At 67.2% G+C, this 21,104-nt stretch carries 15 protein-coding genes; 3 read left to right on the forward strand and 12 right to left on the reverse strand.

Going from position 1 to position 21,104, the window contains the following annotated elements; translation table 11 throughout:
• Window positions 1–2 precede the first annotated feature (2 nt).
• The 3 genes from GV007_RS13440 to GV007_RS19080 all read right to left on the reverse strand — a co-directional run bounded on the left by GV007_RS13440 (window position 3) and on the right by GV007_RS19080 (window position 2,908).
• A complete protein-coding gene (locus tag GV007_RS13440; protein ID WP_160073299.1) occupies window positions 3–1,148 on the reverse strand; it encodes a sigma-70 family RNA polymerase sigma factor in 1,146 nt (381 codons plus the stop codon).
• A gap of 61 nt (window positions 1,149–1,209) precedes the next feature.
• Window positions 1,210–2,355 carry a DNA cytosine methyltransferase gene (locus GV007_RS13445; RefSeq protein ID WP_160073301.1) on the reverse strand — a complete coding sequence of 382 codons (1,146 nt, stop codon included), beginning with the start codon at window positions 2,353–2,355 and terminating at the stop codon, window positions 1,210–1,212.
• A gap of 214 nt (window positions 2,356–2,569) precedes the next feature.
• Window positions 2,570–2,908 carry an AAA family ATPase gene (locus GV007_RS19080; protein ID WP_201297704.1) on the reverse strand — a complete coding sequence of 113 codons (339 nt, stop codon included), beginning with the start codon at window positions 2,906–2,908 and terminating at the stop codon, window positions 2,570–2,572.
• 1,172 nt (window positions 2,909–4,080) lie between these two features.
• On the opposite strand from GV007_RS19080, the gene GV007_RS13455 reads away from it, so the two are divergent.
• Window positions 4,081–4,995, forward strand: a complete 915-nt coding sequence (locus GV007_RS13455) for an endonuclease domain-containing protein (RefSeq protein ID WP_160073303.1) — start codon at window positions 4,081–4,083, stop codon at window positions 4,993–4,995.
• A gap of 420 nt (window positions 4,996–5,415) precedes the next feature.
• Here GV007_RS13455 and GV007_RS13460 read toward each other — a convergent pair whose 3' ends face one another.
• Window positions 5,416–6,513 (reverse strand): SDR family oxidoreductase, encoded by a 1,098-nt coding sequence (locus GV007_RS13460; protein WP_160073305.1) that lies wholly within the window; start codon window positions 6,511–6,513, stop codon window positions 5,416–5,418.
• 97 nt (window positions 6,514–6,610) lie between these two features.
• Between GV007_RS13460 and GV007_RS13465 the strand changes: the two genes are divergently transcribed.
• On the forward strand, window positions 6,611–7,264 hold the full coding sequence (locus GV007_RS13465; RefSeq protein ID WP_236558502.1) for a CatB-related O-acetyltransferase: 654 nt from the start codon (window positions 6,611–6,613) through the stop codon (window positions 7,262–7,264).
• A gap of 94 nt (window positions 7,265–7,358) precedes the next feature.
• Here the strand turns inward: GV007_RS13465 and GV007_RS13470 are convergent, their stop codons facing one another.
• The 4 genes from GV007_RS13470 to GV007_RS13485 form a co-directional block, all read right to left on the reverse strand.
• Window positions 7,359–7,634 (reverse strand): hypothetical protein, encoded by a 276-nt coding sequence (locus GV007_RS13470; protein ID WP_104332256.1) that lies wholly within the window; start codon window positions 7,632–7,634, stop codon window positions 7,359–7,361.
• A gap of 84 nt (window positions 7,635–7,718) precedes the next feature.
• A complete protein-coding gene (locus tag GV007_RS13475; protein WP_104307031.1) occupies window positions 7,719–8,117 on the reverse strand; it encodes a hypothetical protein in 399 nt (132 codons plus the stop codon).
• A 50-nt stretch (window positions 8,118–8,167) separates the two neighbouring features.
• Window positions 8,168–9,820, reverse strand: coding sequence for a RecQ family ATP-dependent DNA helicase (locus GV007_RS13480; protein ID WP_160073309.1), 1,653 nt, complete (start codon window positions 9,818–9,820; stop codon window positions 8,168–8,170).
• A gap of 153 nt (window positions 9,821–9,973) precedes the next feature.
• On the reverse strand, window positions 9,974–10,807 hold the full coding sequence (locus GV007_RS13485) for an aldo/keto reductase (RefSeq protein ID WP_201297745.1): 834 nt from the start codon (window positions 10,805–10,807) through the stop codon (window positions 9,974–9,976).
• Window positions 10,808–10,875: 68 nt separating this feature from the next.
• Between GV007_RS13485 and hrpA the strand changes: the two genes are divergently transcribed.
• Window positions 10,876–14,811, forward strand: coding sequence for an ATP-dependent RNA helicase HrpA (gene hrpA / locus GV007_RS13490; RefSeq protein ID WP_442960381.1), 3,936 nt, complete (start codon window positions 10,876–10,878; stop codon window positions 14,809–14,811).
• A gap of 180 nt (window positions 14,812–14,991) precedes the next feature.
• On the opposite strand, the gene GV007_RS13495 is transcribed toward hrpA, so the two are convergent.
• The 4 genes from GV007_RS13495 to GV007_RS13510 form a co-directional block, all read right to left on the reverse strand.
• Window positions 14,992–15,747 carry an SDR family NAD(P)-dependent oxidoreductase gene (locus GV007_RS13495; protein ID WP_104241755.1) on the reverse strand — a complete coding sequence of 252 codons (756 nt, stop codon included), beginning with the start codon at window positions 15,745–15,747 and terminating at the stop codon, window positions 14,992–14,994.
• A 168-nt stretch (window positions 15,748–15,915) separates the two neighbouring features.
• Window positions 15,916–17,619, reverse strand: coding sequence for a glycoside hydrolase family 13 protein (locus GV007_RS13500; protein ID WP_236558503.1), 1,704 nt, complete (start codon window positions 17,617–17,619; stop codon window positions 15,916–15,918).
• A gap of 97 nt (window positions 17,620–17,716) precedes the next feature.
• On the reverse strand, window positions 17,717–18,421 hold the full coding sequence (locus GV007_RS13505) for an amino acid ABC transporter ATP-binding protein (protein ID WP_181059429.1): 705 nt from the start codon (window positions 18,419–18,421) through the stop codon (window positions 17,717–17,719).
• A 107-nt stretch (window positions 18,422–18,528) separates the two neighbouring features.
• On the reverse strand, window positions 18,529–20,814 hold the full coding sequence (locus tag GV007_RS13510) for an amino acid ABC transporter substrate-binding protein/permease (RefSeq protein ID WP_160073317.1): 2,286 nt from the start codon (window positions 20,812–20,814) through the stop codon (window positions 18,529–18,531).
• Between the last annotated feature and the right edge of the window lie 290 nt (window positions 20,815–21,104).

Genomic DNA, 21,104 nt, shown 5'->3' on the forward strand with positions numbered 1-21,104 from the left:
CGTCAGTCGATATCGGTGAGTTGGGCGAGTGGCGTCCGCAGTTTCGGAGACGCGAGGATTTTATTGAGGATCTGGCGTGCGCGTTCTCGTGTGATGCCATATGCGGCGCCGACTTCATCGAGGGTGCGTTCGTGGTCGTCGTCGAGTCCGTACCGGAGCTTCAGCATGGCAACCGCATGTGCGGTCGCTCCTTTGGCGGTCTTGGCCTGGTGTTCAGCAATGTCGTCGAGGACGACGCGGATATGGGCGTTGGTGAGTGCATTGAGGACTTCGTCGGCGACGTCTGCTGCGTAAAGGTCGAGAATCGCGCCGAGGTCGGTGTCGGTGTCATCACCGACGGGCGCGTCGATGCTGATCGGATCGCGGGCGAGGTCGAGGATGGCGCGGATGTCTGCGGGATCGGCGTCGAGCTCGACGGCGAGCTCCTGCATAGTCGGTTCGCGGTCTAGTGAGGCGCGGAGCCTGCTTTGGGTACCGGTGATCCGTTGCAGTTTCTCGGTGATATAGACGGGGAGTCGGATGAGACGGCCTTTGTCTGCGATTCCTCGTTGGATGGCTTGGCGGATCCACCAGGTGGCGTAAGTGGAGAACTTGTAGCCGAGCGTGTGGTCGAATTTGTCGGCGGCTCGCATCAGTCCGATCGTGCCCTCTTGGATGAGATCTGCGAGGTCCATCCCCGTGGGCCGGTAGCGTCGCGCGATCGATACAACCAGCCGAAGGTTAGCTAGAACTAGCTGATCGTGGGCGCGTTTGCCATCGGCGATTTGTTTCGCTTCGTCGCTTCCATGCAACGGCGACGCATCTTCCTCTGTGAGGTTTTGACCGATGCGGATGCGTCGCCCCAGAAGCACTTCTTCGTCTGCGGTAAGCAGCTTGGCGCGGCCGGCAGCGCGGAGCATCAGGCCCAGCGTGTCCCGGGCAACTCCATTGACATCCTCACTCGCCAAAGAGATGGTGGGGTTGTCGGGCCCATCCTCGTCGAGGTCTATTCCACTTCGGCGGATTGCTGTGAATACTGAGGCAATCTCGGCGCCATCGAGCTTGTGGAGATCAACAAGGCGTTGCACATCTGTGAGGTGAATATATCCCTGCCGTTCAAAGTCGGCCAAAGCGTCGTTCACGCATTCGGCGACCTTGTCGGAGTTCATGACTGAACTCTAGGACCTTGTCCCGAGCTCGTCTAGGTCGACGCCGACTCAGCCGGAAAGATCAGTCATTTGTTATCGACGTGAGGACTCCCAGGAGCAGCTGACGAGCGAGTTGCGGCGGGACCGCGTTGCCGATCATCGTCGCGAGTGCACTGCGCGTGGTTGCCTTGTCAAAGGCGAAGTAGTCGGGAAAGCCCTGTATGCGAGCTGCTTCGTGTGGCGTCAGCGCTCGGGGCAGTTCGGGATGCATGTAGCGACCTTGTCCGATGCTCCCAAAGCCGCTAGTAATCGTTTGAGCCGGCTCCTTCCACCTGAGACGTCCGTACATCGATTTGTATGAATGTTTCCCCTGGTGACATTTTGGACGGAGGTGGTTGGGAAGATCGTACTCGTCTTCCGCAAGTAGGTATCGCATGCGCTTGGTGTTTTCTGCCGACGGCGTCGGGGCTCGATCGAACGGGCCGTTGCTCGCCTGCTCGACCAGATCACCGATCGCCCATTCCAGATCGACGCCGCCGGTGGTTTCCAACGGAAGGCTGTCGAAGATCTCCAGTGCTTTCTTGTCGTTGCGCGTGGCAAGCAGGACGTGGCGTTTCCGCTTCTGAGGCACACCGAGTTCGTGGAGCGAGACCACGCGATCACTGACCTCGTAGCCCAGCGCTGCGAGTCGCTCGCGTACGACCGACACAGCGTTCATTGCCTTATACTTGTCGTTGAGAACGGCTGGCACGTTCTCAATGACTATTACGTCCGGAGAGAGCACTCGGGCGGCCCTGGCCATTATGGCATAAAGGGCGTTCTTAGGGTCATCCCGGCGAGTGTGATTGTTGAGGTTACTATGGCCTTGACAAGGTGGTCCACCGACGAGCACGTCGAGTCCGCCGACCTTCTCGCGCAGTAGTTTCTCGGTCTTGGTTAGCGGCTCGTCCAGCTCAGACGAGAAGAGTGTCGTGATGTCTTCAACTTTGACGTCGCGCGCGTCCGGGAAGTTCGCAAGATACACGTCCGCAGCGACCTGGTCGAACTCGACTGCCAACCGCACGTCGACGCCTCGCCCGACGTGGTCCGCCGCTTGTGCCACCCCAAGGGTGAGCCCCCCACACCCAGCGAAGAGGTCCACAACTGTCACGGGATCCGCGGCAGACTCGAAAGATGGTCGCTCGACAACAGCGAGAGGATGCAGGTCGGTCGCGCCATCGATAGTCATAGATCTCAACAATATCGACGTTCCGACATCCGCTCGAGCACCTGTCGGCATGCTTGGTGTATGGCTTTCGCCGGCCTCATCAGGATCAGCTTCAGCACGCCCCGAAAGAGCTGTAGCACAGGGAGAATGAGCCATCCAGGACCACCTTACGTTGTGAGATTGGTGCAGATGCTCGCGACCACGAGGTAGGACACCGCGAGCAACATCGCTGCGATCAGCTCGGTCGCGATCCGGCGAGGGTGTCAGCGCGGCAGGCTGTTTGCGCGGTGTACATGGTGTCGATTATCGCCTTGTTACTGCCGCCAGCGATGCGATCGTGGTAGGTGTCGATGGCATTGGCGTGGCCGTCGCGCAGGTCGAGAGAGGCGGTCTTCTTCCACTCCTCCACGAACCGGTGCACGTCAAGCAATTCGGGGACATCGTCGCGGTCGTGAACGAGGAGGAAGAACGCGCCACCTGAGGCTACGAATTGGAGGTGCGCCCAGTTCTCACCAGCAACACCTTCGCACCGGCCTGCTCGGCCAAAGCCGTGATGCGGTCGAGGGAGGGACACTTGCAAGGAAGGCTTCGTCGAAGGTAATCAACTGCCCTTCCAGAAAGTCGCATTGGCCCACTGATGGGTGTCCCACAATTTCGCCGTGTTCTCTACGAGTGCCGAAGTCGTCCGCGAGGACTTGCACGGCGACTGCTGACGGGGCGAGTCTGGCGACGCTACCGCGTCCCTGCTCACGCTCTCACGCAGCGCGGAGAGGCCGCGCGGTCGTGGTCTTCCAGGCGCCATCGGGACCGACCCGCACATCGACTACTCGAACGGCCACCGCCACGCCACAAGCGCCGCGGCCTGCACTCGCCAAGCGGTCGCCCTTCCCTCTCAGGTTGAGCGGTACCTTCTCAACAACGTTGATGGGCAGGGTCAGCGCAGTGGCTAAGCGGGCGCCCTCGAGAAGCCGGCGCTAGGTGTATTGACCTGGGACGTTGTGAACGTTTGATGGTTTGAGGGAAGCGAAAACCTCCGTGAGGATGTGGGTTACCACACTCGCATCGCAACACGGAGGTTTTCGTGACCCACGCTAACGCACGCCCGCAGCCCCGCACGCCCGCAGCCCCGCACGATCCCGCGCGCCCTGCCCCGCGCCAGATGGGCCACTTTCCCCCCATCAAACGGCTCAACATGGGCGCAAACTGACCTCTTGACCAGCCGCAGCGACACCGGGACGGCCGCGGATACGCCCGGCAGTGAAGAACTTCCGCGGGACGACGCCCACGTGCGTACGTTTCCGACCCGGCCGCGCACACCCCCGCACGCACGGCCCCGCGCCAGATGGGCCACTTTCCCCCCATCAGACCGCTCAACATGGGCTCAAACTGACCTTCTGACCAGCCGCAGCAGCAGCGGGAGCGGCCGCGGATACGCCCGGCAGTGAAGAACTTCCGCGGGACGACGCCCACGCGCGTAGGCTTCCGACCCAGCCGCGCGCATCCCCGCACGCACAGCCCCGCGCCAGATGGGCCACTTTCCCCCCATCAGACCGCTCAACATGGGCTCAAACTGACCTCCTGACCAGGCGCAGCGACACCGGGAGCCGAAGCGGAAGCAGAAGCGGAGGCGAAAGCAGCGGTCAGCGGAAGCGGCGGTCAGCGAAAGCGGCGGGCGCTGGGTGCGGCGGGCATCGGGGGCTGTGGAGAACTTCCGCGGGACGACGCCCACGCGCGTAGGTTTCCGGCATGGCCGCGCGCATCCCGATCCCCGAGGAGCTCAGAGACCGCGCGTTCGGGATCGCGGAGGGGAACGCCGCGGGTCTCACGAAGAAAGCCCTTGCCAGGCAGAGCCTCGCTCGTCCGTACCGCGGAGTGCGAGCGACGGAGCCCGCACACGACACCAGGGAGCAGGTCCTCCGCTTCGGGCCGCGACTTCGCGGCGGCCAGGCGCTGAGCGGGCCCTCCGCGCTGCACGCCTACGGGTTGCCGGTACCGCGGCGCCATCGCTCCACGACCGTCGATGTGCTTTGCAGGCAGTCGGCCTCGAGACCACGAGCGGCGGGCGTCCGTGCGCGGCGCATCCGGGATGAGCTCTGGGAGGCGGACCTCATCGACGGGGTCCGAGTGGTTCCCGCGCCGCTGCTCTTCGCTCTGCTGGGGAGCTCGTTCAGCGAGACGGAGCTGATCACGGTCGGCGACGCGATGATCAGCGACTTCGACCGCTACCCGGGGCGGGTTTCGTCCGGCTCGATGACACCGCTCTCGAGCTTGGAGGACGCCGTCGAGCGCTGGGGCCGACTCCGCGGCTGCTCGGTCCTGCGCAGCGTACTGCCGCGCCTTCGGGAGCACGTCGCCTCCCCGCCGGAGAGCTGGCTTCGCTGTCTCATCGTGGATGCGGGCTTCGAGGAACCGGCCGTCAACGCCGATATCCACGCGGGCGGACGCTTCCTGGCACGAGGCGACCTCGTCTTTCGGGCCCAGCGCGTCATCGTCGAGTACGAGGGCGAAGGCCACCTGAGTCCCGCGCAGTTCCGACGCGACATAACGCGCACCGAGGCGCTGATCGCAGCCGGATGGCGCGTGATCCGCGTCACCCACGCTGACCTGTTTCCGGACGCCGCCGTCTTCCTCGCGCGGTTGCGTGCGGCGCTGTCCCGGTGACCCGGCAGCGCGGAAGGGCCACAGGGCCAAGGCCTCATTTGGGTCACTTTCACCCCGTGCGGAGCCGTCCAGAGGGGGGAAAGTGACCCAACTGGCCCAGGCCGGGCCATCCGCAGGGGCAAAGCGACCCAGGCAGCCCTGGAGGCGCCATCCGCAGGGGCGAAAGTGACCCAGGTGTCCCAGGCGACCCAGGCCGGGCCATCCGCAGGGGCGAAAGTGACCCAGGTGTCCCAGGCGACCCCGGCCGGGCCATCCGCAGGGGCAGAGCGACCCAGGCAGCTCTGCAGGCGCCATCCGCAGGGGCGAAAGTGACCCAGGACGGCCAGGGTGCCCGTGCGCGGAGCCGTCCGGAGGGGGAAAGCGACCCAGCTGCCCCCTCCTACCGAGCGGGCCGAGCCGGGATGCGGTCAGGGGATTCGGTCAGGGGATGAGGCGGTCGGCGCGGTAGCGCGCGAAGAGGTCGGCGAAGGCCTGGTCGGTTCGGCGGAAGCTGAGGAAGCCGGCGGCCCGGCTCTTGCCCATGTCGGTGACGACCTCCATCTCGCGTCCGAGGTCGGCGTCGGTGTGCCACCAGGATGCGAGCCGCGAGATGTCCGCCTCGACGAGCCCGTGCTCGGCCGCGATGGCCGGCCAGTGCTGCTCGAGCTGCGCCATCTGCTCCTCGAGCGGGCGCGCCTGCCCGTCGAACCCGACGACCTGCTCGGCGGGGACGCCGAGCATCTCGGCGAGGCGAGGCCACATCCACCGCCAACGGAAGATGTCCCCGTTGACGATATTGAACGCCTCGTTGCGGCCTGCCGACTCCGTCGACGCCCACACCATCTGCTCGGCGAGGACCCCAGCGTCGGTCATGTCGGTGAGGCCGTTCCACTGCGCCGCGCTTCCGGGGAACACGAAGGGCACGCCGAGGTGCTTCGCGATCGTGGCCTGCACGGCGATCGTCAGGCCCATGTTCATTGCGTTGCCGACGGCATGCCCGATGACGGTGTGCGATCGATGCACCGACCACGTGAACTGCTGGCGGGCGGCAGCGGCGAAGAGCTCGTCTTCCTGCGCGTAGTAGAAGTTCGGGGTGTCGAGCCGCTCGGATTCCTCACGGAACGGGGTGTCGGGCATCTCGCCCGCGGCGTAGGCCTCGAATGGGCCCAGGTAGTGCTTGAGACCGGTGACCAGGGCGACGTGCTCCACGGGGGCGTCGTCGAGCGCCGCGAGCAGGTCACGGACCATGGCGCCGTTCACGGCGATGTTCTCCGCCTCCGTCGCCTGTCGCTGCCAGGCGGTGAAGAACACGTGCGTGGGGCGCTCCTCCGCGAGCGCAGCGCGCAGGCTCGCCGGGTCGCGGAGGTCGGCGGCGATGCCCCGCACGGTGCCGCTCGTCACGGCGCGGCGAGAGAGGGCGAGGACCTCCCAACCGTCCTTGCTCAGGCGATCAACGAGGGCGGAGCCGGTGATCCCGGAGGCGCCCACAACAAGCGCGGTCCTCGGTGCGTTGGTGGTGCTGTTCGAGTTCGAGGTCATCAGGGGTGCAACGAGGCTGCCGCGATTGCTATTCCGTGGCCGCGCGGTTCGGGATGCGCGCCACAGGCCGAGAATGGCGCGGTTCTACACTGGGTCGGTGAGTGAACCCGCGTCTCCCCCTGACCCCAGCACGCTGCATCCGATCGAGGGGCAGGAGCGGGTCATCCTCCTGAAGCCGCTCATCACGAGCCCGCTCATCAGCGTCGGAGACTTCACGTACTACGACGACCCCGACGACCCCTCGGCGTTCGAGACGCGCAACGTGCTGCACCATTACGGGCCCGAGCGTCTCGTCATCGGGAAGTTCTGCGCGATCGCCTCCGGCGTGCGGTTCATCATGAACGGCGCCAACCATCGCATGTCGGGGCCGTCCACGTATCCGTTCCCCATCATGGGCGGAGCCTGGGGGCAGCACGTCGACCTCGTCAGCGACCTGCCGAGCCGCGGCGACACGGTCATCGGCAACGACGTCTGGATCGGCGGGGACGTCACCATCATGCCGGGGGTGCGCATCGGCGACGGGGCGATCGTCTCGACGGGATCCGTCGTGACGAAGGATGTGCCCGACTACGGCATCGTCGGCGGCAACCCGGCGACGCTCATCCGTCGCCGCTTCGATGACAATGACGTCCAGACGCTCCTCGATACTGCCTGGTGGGACTGGCCCCTCGAGGCGATCACGGAGCATGTCCGTGTCATCGCCGACGGATCAGTGGCCGAGCTCGCTTCGATCGCCGGCCGGTTGGCGTAGCCGCGGCGCTGCACGATCACGCCGCGGCGCGGCGCGGCGCCACTGCACAGCCGCGCTGCACAGCACCGCCGCGCCGCACCGCGCCACAGTCGGCTTACGGGTAGGCGACGTAGAGGCGGTACATGCCCGCGAACGTGCCCGTCGTGTCCTGCGAGCAGGCGTTCGGCCCGATGTACACGTTCGATCCGGTGCCGACGGAGCCGCCGACGACGGCTCCCCACTTCGTCACGCACTCCGCCTGGGTCTCGAAGGCGTAGTAGGCCGACCCGGCGGCGCTGGCGGGGGTGGCGGCGAAGAGCGCTCCCGCGAGCGCGCCGACCGCGGCGAGTCCACTGAGCCCTGCAAACTTGCGAGTCTTTGAATTCGTCATCGTGCGAGGCTAGGACGCCTCCTTGAGCGAGCCATCCGAAGTCCCTCCGTATCCAGTGGGCGCAGGAGAAGCAGGAGATCCAGCTCAACGCCCGTTGACGATCGCGACCACAATCCAAAAGACCGTGTGCAGTGCCAGTGCGGTCGCAACGACTCCCGGCGCAAGCCACGCGGGCACGCGGAATCCTCGACCCACGACGGCGGCGAGCCAGACGGACAGCACGATCAGCCCAGCCGCAACAGCTCCCATACCGAGCGCCATGGACAGCGCTTCCTGCCGGTACGGATTCGAAGTGAAAGACGGGTCTCGCTGAAGGAAATCCATCAGCTCCAACGAGGCGAGCCCCCCGATGAAGAAGAACAGGAAGTTGCTGACCATGACGATGGCCGCGACCGCGAACCACGCGCGCAGCGGGCCATCGGCCTCATCGAGAGGCTCTTGGCCCTCGCTGGAGGCACCGTCGCGCTGAGCGGTCTCGCTCACAGGGAGCCCCTCGGGAAGCGCATGCGACGAACCTAGCTCACGTCGGTCGACTACGCGGTGGCGTCCGCGACCTGGCGCAGCACGTTGGAGTCGAGCGCCGCGAGTGCGACGACCTTGTAGCCCTCCGTCTCGAAGAAGATCGTCGCCCGGTCCTCTTCCACGCTGATGACCGTGCCTGCTCCCCACTCACGGTGCTCGACGGACTCGTCGACGGCGAGCGGCGCGTCCGCCGGCACGCTGTCTGCCTGGGCGTCTGACATGTCCTCGCGCCGCTCGCAGCCGTCGCAGTTCCCGCACCAATCCGGCCCCTCGACCCCGAAGTAGTCGAGCAGCACGCGACGGCGGCACTGGGTCCCCTCCGCGTAGGCGCGCATCATCGCCAATCGCGACTCGGCGATTCGCTCCCGGGCGGCGGACGCCTCCTTGACGGCCTTCACCACGGCATCGACTCGGGTCTTGCGCAGCGGATGCACGCCCCCGGTCGTCTCGACGAGTTCGGCATCCACGAGCTGGTTGACGAGCCTCGCGACGGTTCTTGCGGGCTGACCGACGGCCTCGGAGAGGTCCCGGATGCTCGCACCTGGCGTGCGCGCGATGGCGCGCCACAGCTTGCGCAGCCCGGCCTTGTCGAGCGAGCGCTTCGCGAAGAAGCGCCGCAGCGCGAGGTCCTCGACGCGGTAGTGCAGCACGGCCGTCGCGGGCTCGCCGTCCCGCCCCGCGCGGCCGACCTCCTGGTAGTAGGCGTCGAGCGACTCCGTCGTCGCCGCGTGGAGCACGAAGCGCACGTCACCCCGGTCGATGCCCATGCCGAACGCGGACGTCGCGACGACGACATCGAGTTCACCGTCCCGCCACCGGTCCTGCACCGCTCGGCGCTCTGCGACCTTGAGGCCGGCGTGGTAGGCGGCAACCTCCCGCCCTTCCGCGGCGAGCTCGGCCGCATACGACTCCGTCTCCTTGCGCGAGGCCACGTAGACGAGACCGGGGGCGGTCCAGCTGCGCGCTTCGTCGACGATCGCGGCCCGCTTGTCGTCCTCGCTCTCATGGCGCTGGACTGCGAGTCGGATCTCGGGTCGATCGACGCCGTGCACCTGCACGTCAGGATCCTGCATCCGCAGCCGCTCGATGATGTCCGCCCTCACCGGCTTCGACGCCGTCGCGGTCATCGCGAGCACCGGCGGGTCGCCGAGCTCTGATCGCACGTCGCCGAGCCTCAGGTAGTCGGGCCGGAAATCGTGCCCCCACGAGGAGACGCAGTGCGCCTCATCCACGACGAGCAGAGCAACGTCCTGCGCCGCGAGGCGGGCGACGTTGTCCTCGTTCGCGAGCTGCTCTGGTGCGAGGAGCACGTACAACGACCCGCCCGCGTCGATCCGTTCCCAGGCGCGGGCCACCGCGGCGGCGCCCCGTGATGAGTTGATGGCGACGACATCCGGGGCGTCCGGGGCGGCTTCGATCGATGCGCGCTGGTCTGCCTGGAGGGCGATGAGCGGCGAGATGACGAGAACGATGCCGCCGCGCGCGGCGCCCGCGACCTGGTAGACCGCTGACTTCCCGCCACCTGTCGCGAGCACGAGCAGCGTGTCGCGCCCCGCAGCCGCAGAGCGGATCGCGTCGCCTTGACCAGGGAGCAGCGACTCCCACCCGAACCGCTCCCGCGCGATGCGCTCGAGCGTGCGACGGGTTGGTGCGGAGGAACTCATGCACCGACGCTATCTTCGTCGAACTGCGCGAAGACTTCGCTTGACAGGCCCGACGGCGCCGTGATCGCAACCCTCTGCGCCCCGTCCGACCGCGCCAATGACGAGACGGCCGGCACCCTCTGGGGCGCCGGCCGTCTCAGCAGCTGCTGGAAGCTAGTTCACTTCGTTGGGGTGCGCCGCGACGCGTCCCTCTTCGCCGCGCTCGAGTGCCGTGATGGCGTCGTACTCGGCGCCCGACAGCTCGAAGTCGAAGACCTGAGCGTTCTCGACCATGCGCTCACGCGACGTGGTCTTCGGGAAGACGATGTTGCCCTTCTGGAGGTGCCAGCGGATGACGACCTGCGCGGGCGTCTTGCCGTGTGCGTCCGCTGCCGCCTTCACGGGCTCCAGCTCGAAGAGCGGGTACTTGGCCTGGCCAAGCGGTCCCCACGCTTCGGTCTTGATGTCCTCGGCCTGCAGGTAGGCGTCGAGCTCCGGCTGCTGGAAGATCGGGTGCTGCTCGATCTGGTTGACGACCGGCTTCACGCCGGTTGCCGAGATGATGTCGCGCAGGTGCGACTCGAAGAAGTTGCACACGCCGATCGACGTGGTCAGGCCGGCCTGCTGCAGCTCGACGAGCGCCTCCCAGCTCTCGACGTACGTGTTCTGCTTCGGCGTCGGCCAGTGGATGAGGTAGAGGTCGGCCTTCTCGAGGCCGAGGCGCTCGAGGCTCGCGTCGATCGCCGCGCGGGGCGTGTCGCGGCCCTGCTCGTCGTTCCAGAGCTTCGTGGTCACGTAGAGCTCGTCGCGCGGGATGCCGGACTTCGCGATAGCCCTGCCCACGCCCTCCTCGTTGCCGTAGATCTTGGCGGTGTCGATGTGGCGGTAGCCGACCTCGAGGGCGTCGGACACGATGCGCTCGGTCTCTGCCGGGTCGACCTTGAAGACGCCGAAGCCGAGCTGGGGAATGCTGGTGCCGTCGTTGAGGGAAACGTTGGGGATCTGCAATGCGGTCATCCCACTGTTCTAGCAAGCGGAACTGGTTCCGCGCTGACCGGACACGGCAATAGACTGTAATGCTCATGACTACGACTCCCCTCGAGATCTCCTACCCGCCGGAGCTGCCCGTCAGCCAGATGCGGGACGAGATCCGCGACGCCATCGCCGGCAACCAGGTGGTCATCGTCGCGGGCGAGACCGGGTCGGGCAAGACGACGCAGCTGCCGAAGATCTGCCTCGAGCTCGGCAGGCAGATGATCGGGCACACGCAGCCTCGACGCATCGCCGCCCGCACGATCGCGGAGCGGATCGCGGATGAGCTCGGCGGCGACATCGGCGGGCTCGTCGGCTACCAGGTGCGCTTCACCGACGAGGTGTCGGCCGAGACGCGCGTGAAGCTCATGACCGACGGCATCCTCCTCAACGAGATCCACCGCGACCGCCTGCTGCGCAAGTACGACACGATCATCATCGACGAGGCGCACGAGCGCAGCCTCAACATCGACTTCCTCCTCGGCTACCTGAAGACGCTCCTCCCGAAGCGACCCGACCTGAAGGTCATCATCACGTCGGCGACGATCGACCCCGAGTCGTTCTCGAAGCACTTCAACGACGCCCCGATGATCGAGGTCTCGGGCCGCACCTTCCCCGTCGACGTCCGCTACCGGCCGCTCGTCGCCGACGCACCGCTCCCCGGCGACGAGGACGAGGACGCCGCCCCGCAGACACCGGAGCGGGACATGTTCGAGGGCATCGTGGACGCGCTCGACGAGCTCGACCGCGACCTGCCCGGCGACGTGCTCGTGTTCCTGTCCGGCGAGCAGGAGATCCGGGACGCGCAGGACGCGATCCGCGCCCACGTCGCGCGCGACGCTCGCCCGGAGTCGACCGAGGTCCTCCCGCTCTTCGGCCGCCTCTCCTCCGCGGAGCAGCACCGCGTGTTCGAGTCGAAGCGTCCGCCCGGCGTGCGCCGGCGCGTGGTGCTCGCGACGAACGTCGCCGAGACGAGCCTCACGGTGCCAGGCATCGTCGCCGTCATCGACACGGGGACGGCGCGCATCTCCCGCTACTCGACGCGCGCGAAGGTGCAGCGCCTCCCCATCGAGGCGATCTCGCAGGCGTCCGCGAAGCAGCGTTCGGGCCGCGCCGGCCGCACCTCGGCTGGCGTCGCCATCCGCCTCTACTCGGAGGCCGACTTCGATCGCCGCCCCGAGTTCACCGAACCCGAGATCCTCCGCACGAACCTCGCGAGCGTGCTCCTGCAGATGCTCGAGCTGGGCCTCGGGGCCCTCTCCGAGTTCCCGTTCCTGCAGCCGCCGGACGCGCGCGGCATCAAGGACGGCACCGACCTCCTCAGCGAGCTCGGGGCCGTCGAACCGGGCAAGGCCAGCCACGGGAAGGACAGCCAGCTGCGCCTCACGAAGACGGGCCGCAGCCTCGCCCGCCTCCCCATCGACCCCCGATTCGGCCGCATGGTCATCGAGTCGAAGCAGCACGACGTGAGCCGCGAGATCCTCATCATCGTCGCCGGCATGACGGTGCAAGACATCCGCGAGCGTCCGCTCGAGAAACGACAGAAGGCCGACGAGCTGCACGCGCGGTTCCGCGACCCGTCCAGCGACTTCCTCACGCTCGTGAACCTGTGGAACTACCTCGAGGAGCAGAGCCACGAGCTCGGCTCGAGCGCGTTCCGTCGCAAGTGCCGCGACGAGTTCATCAACTTCGTCCGCTTCCGCGAGTGGCAGGACGTGTTCCGTCAGCTCCGCCAGCTCGCCGGCCCCATCGGCTTGAAGGTGCAGCGGCCAGCCGCCGGGCAGGTGCAGGAGCCCGGCGCCCTCGCCGACGCCATCCACCGCTCGATGCTCGCCGGGCTCCTCAGCCACATCGGCATCCGCGACGAGCTGAAGCGCGACTACGCGGGAGCGCGCGGCACCCGGTTCCAGATCTTCCCCGGCTCCGGGCTCGCGAAGGCGAAGAAGCAGCCGGATGTCGTCATGGCGGCGGAGCTCGTCGAGACGAGCCGCCTCTTCGGGCGCACCGTCGCGAAGATCGACCCAGCCTGGGCGGAGGTGCTCGCGGGCTCCCTCGCGAAGCGCAACCACTCCGACCCGCACTGGGAGAAGAAGCAGGGTTCCGCCGTCGCCATCGAGCGGGTGACCCTCTACGGCGTGCCCATCGTCCGCGGACGCACCGTGCAGTTCTCGAAGATCGACCCGGCCTGGTCGCGCGACCTGTTCATCCGCCACGCCCTCGTCGAGGGCGACTGGAACGGGCGCCACAGCTTCGACTCCAAGAACCGGGCGCTGCGCAAGAGCCTCGCCGACCTCGAGGAGCGCACCCGTTCGCGCGGCGCCTACACCGACGACGAGGACGCCGTCTTCGAGTTCTACGACGAGCGCCTCCCGAGGGACGTCGTCTCGCAGTCCACGTTCGAGAAGTGGTGGCAGGGCGCGCAGCAGCAGACGCCGCAGCTGCTCACCATGACGAGGGCGGATGTGCTCGGCGAGGAGCACGCAGACCCCGACGAGCAGGGTGCCGGGTTCCCCACCGAGTGGAAGCAGGGCGACCAGCGCCTCCGCCTCCGGTACCGCTTCGACCCGGGTGCGCCCGACGACGGTGTGACGGTCAACATCCCGCTGCCTCTGCTATCGCGCCTCGACGACCGCGGCTTCGACTGGCAGGTGCCCGGCATGCGCCGGGAGCTGGTCATCGCGCTCCTGAAGTCGCTGCCGAAGGCCACCCGCCGCAACTTCGTGCCCTCCGCGGACTGGGCCGACAAGCTCCTCGGCGAGCTCGGCGAGGCGAGGCCAGACCTCGGCCAGGGGGTTCCTGGCGACTTCGACGACGCGTTGCGGCAGATCATGCAGCGGCAGGCGGGCATCCGCTTCGATGTGAGCGAGTTCGACTGGAGCCGTGTCCCCTCGCACCTTCGGGTTCGCTTCCGAGTGCTCGACGACCGCGGCCGCGAGCTCGGCACGGGAGAGGACCTCAAGGCGCTGCAGGAGAAACTCAAGAAGGCATCGGAGGCGTCGGTGCTGCGTGCGACGCAGCAGGTCGCGGCGCCCGCCCGTCCCGGGAACGGCGTACGCGAGGCCGGTTCGGTGCCCGCGCAGAGCGCGTCGACCGCGGAGCTCCGGTACGACCAGCACGGCCTCACCGAGTGGCCGCTCGACGAGATCCCCGAGCTCATCGACATCAAGCGCAAGCACGGCGTGATCCGCGCCTACCCGTCGCTCGCCGTCGTCAAGGGGAGCATCGACCTGCGCCTCGTGACGACGCCAGAGGACCAGGCGCGCGAGCATCCCATTGGTGTGGCTGCCCTCCTCGTCGCGTCGGTGCCCTCCCCTGCGAGCTACGTGCAGGAGCACCTGACGGCGAAGGAGAAGCTGGCTCTCGCGACGAGCCCATACCACTCGACTCCCGCGCTCTTCGGCGACATCGTCGCGGCCCTCGCCCAGGATGCGGTTGCCGCGTATAGCCAGGAACATGGCGGCCCCGTGCGCACGCGCGCCGCGTTCGACGAGCTGCGCGAGACGTTCAACGCGACCCTGCTCGACCGCATGTTCGCGCAGACCAAGCTCGTCTCCGAGGTCCTCGACCGCTTCCGCGAGGCCAACAAGGCGCTCAAGACGGCGAACCACATCTCGGTGCTGCCATCGCTCTCCGACGCCCGCTCGCAGCTGCAGGCGCTCGTCTACCCTGGCTTCGTGTCGAAGACCGGCGTCACGCGGCTTGCGCATCTCCCCCGCTACCTGCGGGCGCTCACCTACCGCCTGGAGCGGGTGCTCAGCCACTCCAGCATCGAGCGGGCCGGCCTCATGCAGGTGGAGCAGGCGACGGCCCTGTACACGGAGGCGGGCGGCACGTTCCCCGCGAACCGTTCCGCCCCGGCGTCCGTCGTCCAGGCGAGGTGGATGCTCGAGGAGTTCCGCGTGAGCCTCTTCGCGCAGCAGCTCGGCACGGCTGAGACGGCCTCGCTGAAGCGCATCCGCCAGGCCCTCGCGGAGAAATAGCAGGCCCTGGCGGAGAAGCAGCGCCGGACGCGGACGCCGCCCCGCAGCCTACTCTCGCGCCCTACCGCATCCACCCACCAAGCGCAAAAGTCAGCCAGATGCACCCTCCCGGTGTTGGGAGCGTGCATCTGGCTGACTCTTGGAACGCGAGCCGGGCTGCGCTGAGCCCGCCAGCCGGCGCTAGACGGCCGTGTAGCCGCCGTCGACGAGCACGTAGGAGCCCGTCATGAAGCTCGCCTTGTCGGAGAGCAGGTAGGTGGTGAGGTTCGCGACCTCTTCCGCCTTGCCGAGGCGCCCCAGCGGGTGCTTCGCGACGAGGGCTTCGAGCTGCTCCTCGCTGAGGTGCTTCTCGAGCAGCGGCGTGGAGATGTACCCGGGTCCGACGGCGTTGATCCGCAGCCCCTGCGGGCCGTACTCGGCAGCCGAGTTCTTCGTGATGCCGACAACCGCGTGCTTGGACGCCGTGTAGGCGCCGCTGCCGATCGCCGCGACCGTTCCGTGGATGGAGGCCATGTTGACGATGGCTCCCTCTTCGGCGCCAGCCTCGAGGATCGCGGGGATCTGCGCGCGGAGCCCGTACAGCACTCCGTTGAGGTTGATGTTGATGACGCGGTCCCAGTCGTCGACCTCGACGTCAGCGGCGGGGGCCGCCTTGCCGCCGATTCCGGCGTTGTTCACGGCGTAGTTGAGCTTGCCGTAGGTGGCAACGGCATGCTCGACCGTGCGGACGCTGTCCTCTGCGACGGCGGTGTTCGCCTCGAACGGCGAGGCGGTGCCGCCGGCCGCCTCGATCTCGGCGACCACTCGCTTCGCGCCCTCGAGGTTGATGTCGGAGACGACCACCTGGACGCCGTTGGCGGCGAGCTCCTTCGAGATCGCCTCGCCGATTCCCGAACCGCCGCCGGTCACGATCGCGACTTTTCCTGCAAATGCCATGGTGCTGTTCCTCTCAGAGTGCGCGGCCGGTGGTCACCGGTTGCTCCTTCGAGTGTGCTCCCGTGCACCCACAGTTGGCTGTGTTTCGGGTCAGCGAACAGGCGTAGCATTCAGTTGTTCTGTATCCCTGACCGGCCCACTGTCTCTCCCGGCGTGCACACCCAGCAGCTACTCGGCGGCGCCCAGCCAGACCGTCGTATCGGTCTTCAGGAGACCGGCGTCCTCGACGTTCGCCACCTCGCTGCGGGCGAGCACTCGAAGCCCCTCCGGCAGCGCGACCGGCCGAGCGCCGAAGTTGGTGATCACCGTGACGTCGCCGTTGCGGTACGCGAGCACCTCGTCGCCGAAGCCGTCGACCCACGCGAAGCGGGCATCCCCCATGCCGAGGTCGTGCTCGCGGCGCAGCGCCAGCAGGGAGCGGTACAGGTTCAGGGTCGAGGAGGCGTCGTGCACCTGCTCGCTGCGCGCGAGCTCGGCCCACAGCTCCGGCTGCGGAAGCCACGACTCTCCCGTCGCGCTGAAGCCGTAGCTGTCGCCATGGGCCTCCCACGGAATCGGCACCCGGCAGCCGTCGCGGCCGTACAGCTCACCCTCCGAGCGGATGAAGATCGGGTCCTGGCGGGCCTCGTCCGCGAGGTCGATGACGTCGGGCAGGCCGAGCTCCTCACCCTGGTACAGATAGCTGGAGCCCGGCAGACCGAGCATGAGCGCCGTCGCAGCTCGTGCGCGCCGCTCGCCGACCACTGGGTCAGGCTGACCGGGGGTCTTCGGGCCGACGCCGGCTCCGTGCGCGTTCGGCTCGGTCAGGGCGAGGCGGGTCGCGTGGCGAACCGTGTCGTGGTTCGAGAGCACCCACGTGCTCGGCGCACCGGATGCGGCGAACGCGGCGAGCGACCGGGTCACGACCTCCTTCTGGCCATCCGCATCCCACGGCGCGCGCAGGTAGGCGAAGTTGAAGGTCTGGTGCAGCTGGCCGGGGCGAACCCACTCGGCCATCTCCTCGACGCTCGGCAGCCACGCCTCGCCGCACAGCACGCGGTCGCCGTCGTACTCGGCGGCGACGAGGTGCCAGGCGCGGAAGATCTCGTGGACCGCTTCCTGTCCGAGGTACGGGGTGCGGGGGTCGCCGACGATGGGCAGGTTGCTCTCGACGGGGATGTAGTCCGGCAGACCGTCCTCCTTCGCGAGGCCGTGGGCCACGTCGATGCGGAAGCCGTCGACGCCGCGGTCGAGCCAGAAGCGGAGGATGTCCTCGAAGTCCTGGTGCACAACCGGGTTCGACCAGTCGAAGTCGGGCTGCGTGGAGTCGAACAGGTGCAGGTACCACTGGCCGGGCGTGCCGTCTGCCTCGGTGAGACGTGTCCACGCTGGCCCCCCGAAGAGCGACTGCCAGTTGTTCGGCGGCAGCTCGCCGTGCTCGCCCTTGCCCTCGCGGAACAGGTAGCGCGCACGCTCCGGACTGCCGGGGCCGGCGGCGAGCGCGGCCTTGAACCAGGCGTGCTCCGACGAGGAATGGTTGGGGACGATGTCGACGATGATGCGGATGCCCCGCGCGTGGGCCGCCTCGAGCATCCGGTCGAACTCGTCGAGGGTGCCGAAGACGGGGTCGACGTCGCAGTAGTCGGCGACGTCGTAGCCGGCGTCATTCAGGGGTGACGGGTAGAACGGGGAGAGCCAGATGGCGTCGATCCCGAGGTCGGCGAGGTCCGGGATGTGCGCCGTGACGCCAGCGAGGTCGCCGATGCCGTCGCCGCTCCCGTCTGCGAAGGAGCGCGGGTAGACCTGGTAGATGACGGCTGAGCGCCACCATTCGGATCCTGGGGTGGTGTCCTTCGCGAACTGGGCCTCTGTGGGTGCATCGTTGAGCGTCACCACGACAGGCTAGTGGATGCGACGTGCCCCCTGTCCGCTGGACAGGGGGCACGTCGTCGCCGAGCGCCGGTGAGCGCGGTCGCTGTTAGATCTACTGCTAAAGGACCTTGCCGAGGAAGTCCTGCGTGCGCGACTCCTTCGGGTTCCCGAAGAGCTCGTCGGGAGTGCCCGTCTCGACGATCTTGCCGTCGGCCATGAACACGACACGGTCGGCGACTTCGCGCGCGAAGCCCATCTCGTGGGTGACGAGGGCCATCGTCATGCCCGACTTGGCGAGGTCGCGGATGACCTGGAGCACTTCGCCGACCATCTCGGGGTCGAGGGCGCTCGTCGCCTCGTCGAAGAGCATGATCTCCGGGTCCATGGCCAGCGCGCGGGCGATGGCCACGCGCTGCTTCTGACCGCCGGACAGCTGCGAGGGGCGGCGGTCCATGAGGTGGTCGAGGCCCACTCGACGCAGCAGCTCCTCGCCGCGCTTGTTGGCCGCGTCCTTCGTGACGCCCTTGATCTCGCGGGGCGCCAGCGTCACGTTCTCGAGCACCGTCATGTGCGGGAAGAGGTTGAAGTGCTGGAACACCATGCCGATGCGCTGTCGAACCTTGTCGAGGTTCGTCTTCGGGGCGGTGATGTCATCGTCGTCGACGAAGACGTGCCCCTTCGTGACCTCTTCGAGGCGGTTCAGGCAGCGGAGCAGCGTCGACTTACCCGAGCCGGACGGGCCGATGATCGCGATGACCTCGCCGTTCGCGATCTCGAGATCGATGCCCTTGAGCACCTCTACGGGTCCGAAGGACTTGTGCATCTCGACGACCCGCACGCGCGGCTGGCCGGAGTTGACCGCGTCGAAGCGACCGGTGAATGGCGTCTGCTCCACGGCTGATGCATCCGACGCTGAGTTGTTCACGTCACTCATTTGTTGAACCTCTTGTCGACGTAGTTGGAGAGGACCGTCAGCAGGTAGATGACGATGAAGTAGAGCACGCCGACGACGAGCCAGATCTCGAACGACCGGAAGGTCGAGGCGATGACGATGCGGCCCTGGTAGGTGAGCTCAGCGAAACCGAGGACGGACAGCAGCGAGGTGTCCTTCAGCGTGATGATGAACTGGTTGATGAGCGACGGCGTCATGATCTTGAATGCCTGCGGCAGCACTACCCGGCGCATCGACTTGCCGCGGGTCAGGCCGAGCGAGCGAGCGGCTTCCATCTGGCCGGGGTCGACCGACTGGATGCCGGAGCGCACCGTCTCCGTGATGTACGCGCCGGCGTTGAGGCTCAGCGTGATCACACCGGCGGTGAGCGCGTCGAGCGAGATGCCCGTCACGGCTGGCACGCCGAAGTAGAAGAAGAACGCCTGCACCAGCACCGGGGTGCCTCGGAAGATGTTCACGTACGTGGAGGCGATGCCGCGAAGCAGCAGGTTCTTCGAGATCTTCAGGAAGCCGAACGCGAGGCCCAGGATCATCGCGAAGACGAGCGACAGGGCGGTTGCGAGCAGCGTGTAGCCGAGGCCGACCATGAGCGACGGGAAGGCGGCGACGACGAGCTCGAAGAAGCCGAGCTGGCCCGACTCCTCTTCGCTGCCGAGGTAGCGGTCGCTGATCGTCGCGAGTACGCCCGTGTCCTCGGCGTTGGCGAGGCCAGCGTCGAAGAGCTCGAGGAGCTCTGGGTTCTGGCCCTTGAGGACTGCGAAGCCGTACTCGCCACCCTCGATGGGGTCGGTCACGGTCATGAGGCCGTTGCCCTGCTGGATGCCGTACTGCAGCACCGGGAAGTCCTCGAAGAGCGCGACGGAGTTGCCCGTCTGCACCTCCGCGATCATGTCGGCGGTGTCGGAGAACGTGCGGATCGTGAAGCCGTATTCGGAGGACAGCTCCTCGGCGGTGGTCGCGCCGACCGTGCCGGTCTTGACGGCCACGTTCTTGCCGGCGAGGTCCTCGTAGCCGGTGATGCTGGTGTCGCCGTCCTTGACGGCCATCTGCACGCCCGAGGTGAAGTAGGGCTCCGAGAAGTCGAAGACCTGCTTGCGCTCGTCGGTGATGGTCATGCCGGCGATGATGCCGTCGGCCTGGCCGGACTGCACGGCCTGGAGCGCTGCGTCGAAGCCGAGCGGCTTGATGTCGATCTCGAAGCCCTGGTTCGCGGCGATGGCACGGATGAGATCCATGTCGATGCCGAGGAGTTCACCGTTCTGCTCGAACTCGAAGGGCGCGTAGGTGTTGTCCGTCGCGATGACGTACGAGCCTTTGTCCTTGGGGGTGTCGACGGCGAAGAGCGGGTTCTTGGGGAGCGTTCCGGGGCCGTCGTCCTCGATGACCTCGTTGCCGAGGGTGACGACGCCGCCGGAGATCTTGGTCGCATCCGGTGCGCCGTCGCCGAGGTACTCGTCGAGGATGCCCTGGTAGGTGCCGTTCTCTACGACGTTCTTGAGTCCGTCGTTGAAGGCCTCGCGGAGTTCCGCGTTCTGGCCCTTGTTGACGGCGAAGCCGTAGGAGGAGGCGCGCTCGGGCTCGGTGACCGTCTTGAGGTTGATCTCGCCGGTCTCGATGCCGTACTGGAGGATCGGGAAGTCGTCGAAGACCGCGACCGAGTTGCCGCTCGTGACGTCGTTGAACGCGTCGGACGCGTCCTGGAAGCCCGTGACGGTGAAGCCGATCTCCTTGCCGAGCGTCTCGGCGAAGGTGAAGCCCTCTGTGCCGTTCTTCGCGGCGACGGTCTTGCCCTCGAGGTCTTCGTAGCTGGTGACGTCGTTGTTGCTCTTGGCGACGGCCATCTGGATGCCGGAGTCGAAGTAGGGGTTCGAGAAGTCGAACGTGCCCTTCCGCTCGTCGGTGATCGACATTCCGGCGATCATGCCGTCGACGGCGTTGGTCTGCACTGCTTGCAGCGCGCCGTCGAAGCCGAGCGACTTGATCTCGACGTTGAAGCCCTGATCTTCCGCGATGGCGTTGATCAGGTCCATGTCGATCCCGCGGAGCTCGCCGTCGATCTCGAACTCGAACGGCGCCCACGTGGTGTCGGTGGCGATCGTGTAGGTCTGTCCCTCGACCGCGCTCTTGCCGATCGTGGCCGCTTGAGCGGTTCCCGCGATGGCTCCACCGGTCAGCAGCAGCAGCAGTGCGACCGCGATGACGGACAGGACTTGGTTTCGTGAGTCTGCGACTCGTTGCAGGAGTGAGGTGAGCGAAGTTCGCATCGTGCTCCTCGGCCAGGGCAGTTTCTGGAGGAGCGTTGGAACCTGGCGGAACCCGGCGCAGCCCCCGCTTCTGCCGGTCTGTCAGCAGCCGCAGATCGCAGCAACCGAATTGTGAGCGCAACGCTACCTGGCTGGGAGTCTGCTGTATGACACGATCCGCAGATCGTGTTCGCCTTGTGATGTTTTTGCGATGGCGTCTGGGGCGTCGAGGGTGCGGCGGGAGACGCCCTCGTGATTACGCTTGGCTGGGCCGGATCTGCGGCCGGGGGTCGGCGGAGGGCGGAACGATG

The sequence above is a fragment of the Pseudoclavibacter sp. 8L genome, assembly GCF_902506465.1.
GTDB lineage: Bacteria > Actinomycetota > Actinomycetes > Actinomycetales > Microbacteriaceae > Pseudoclavibacter.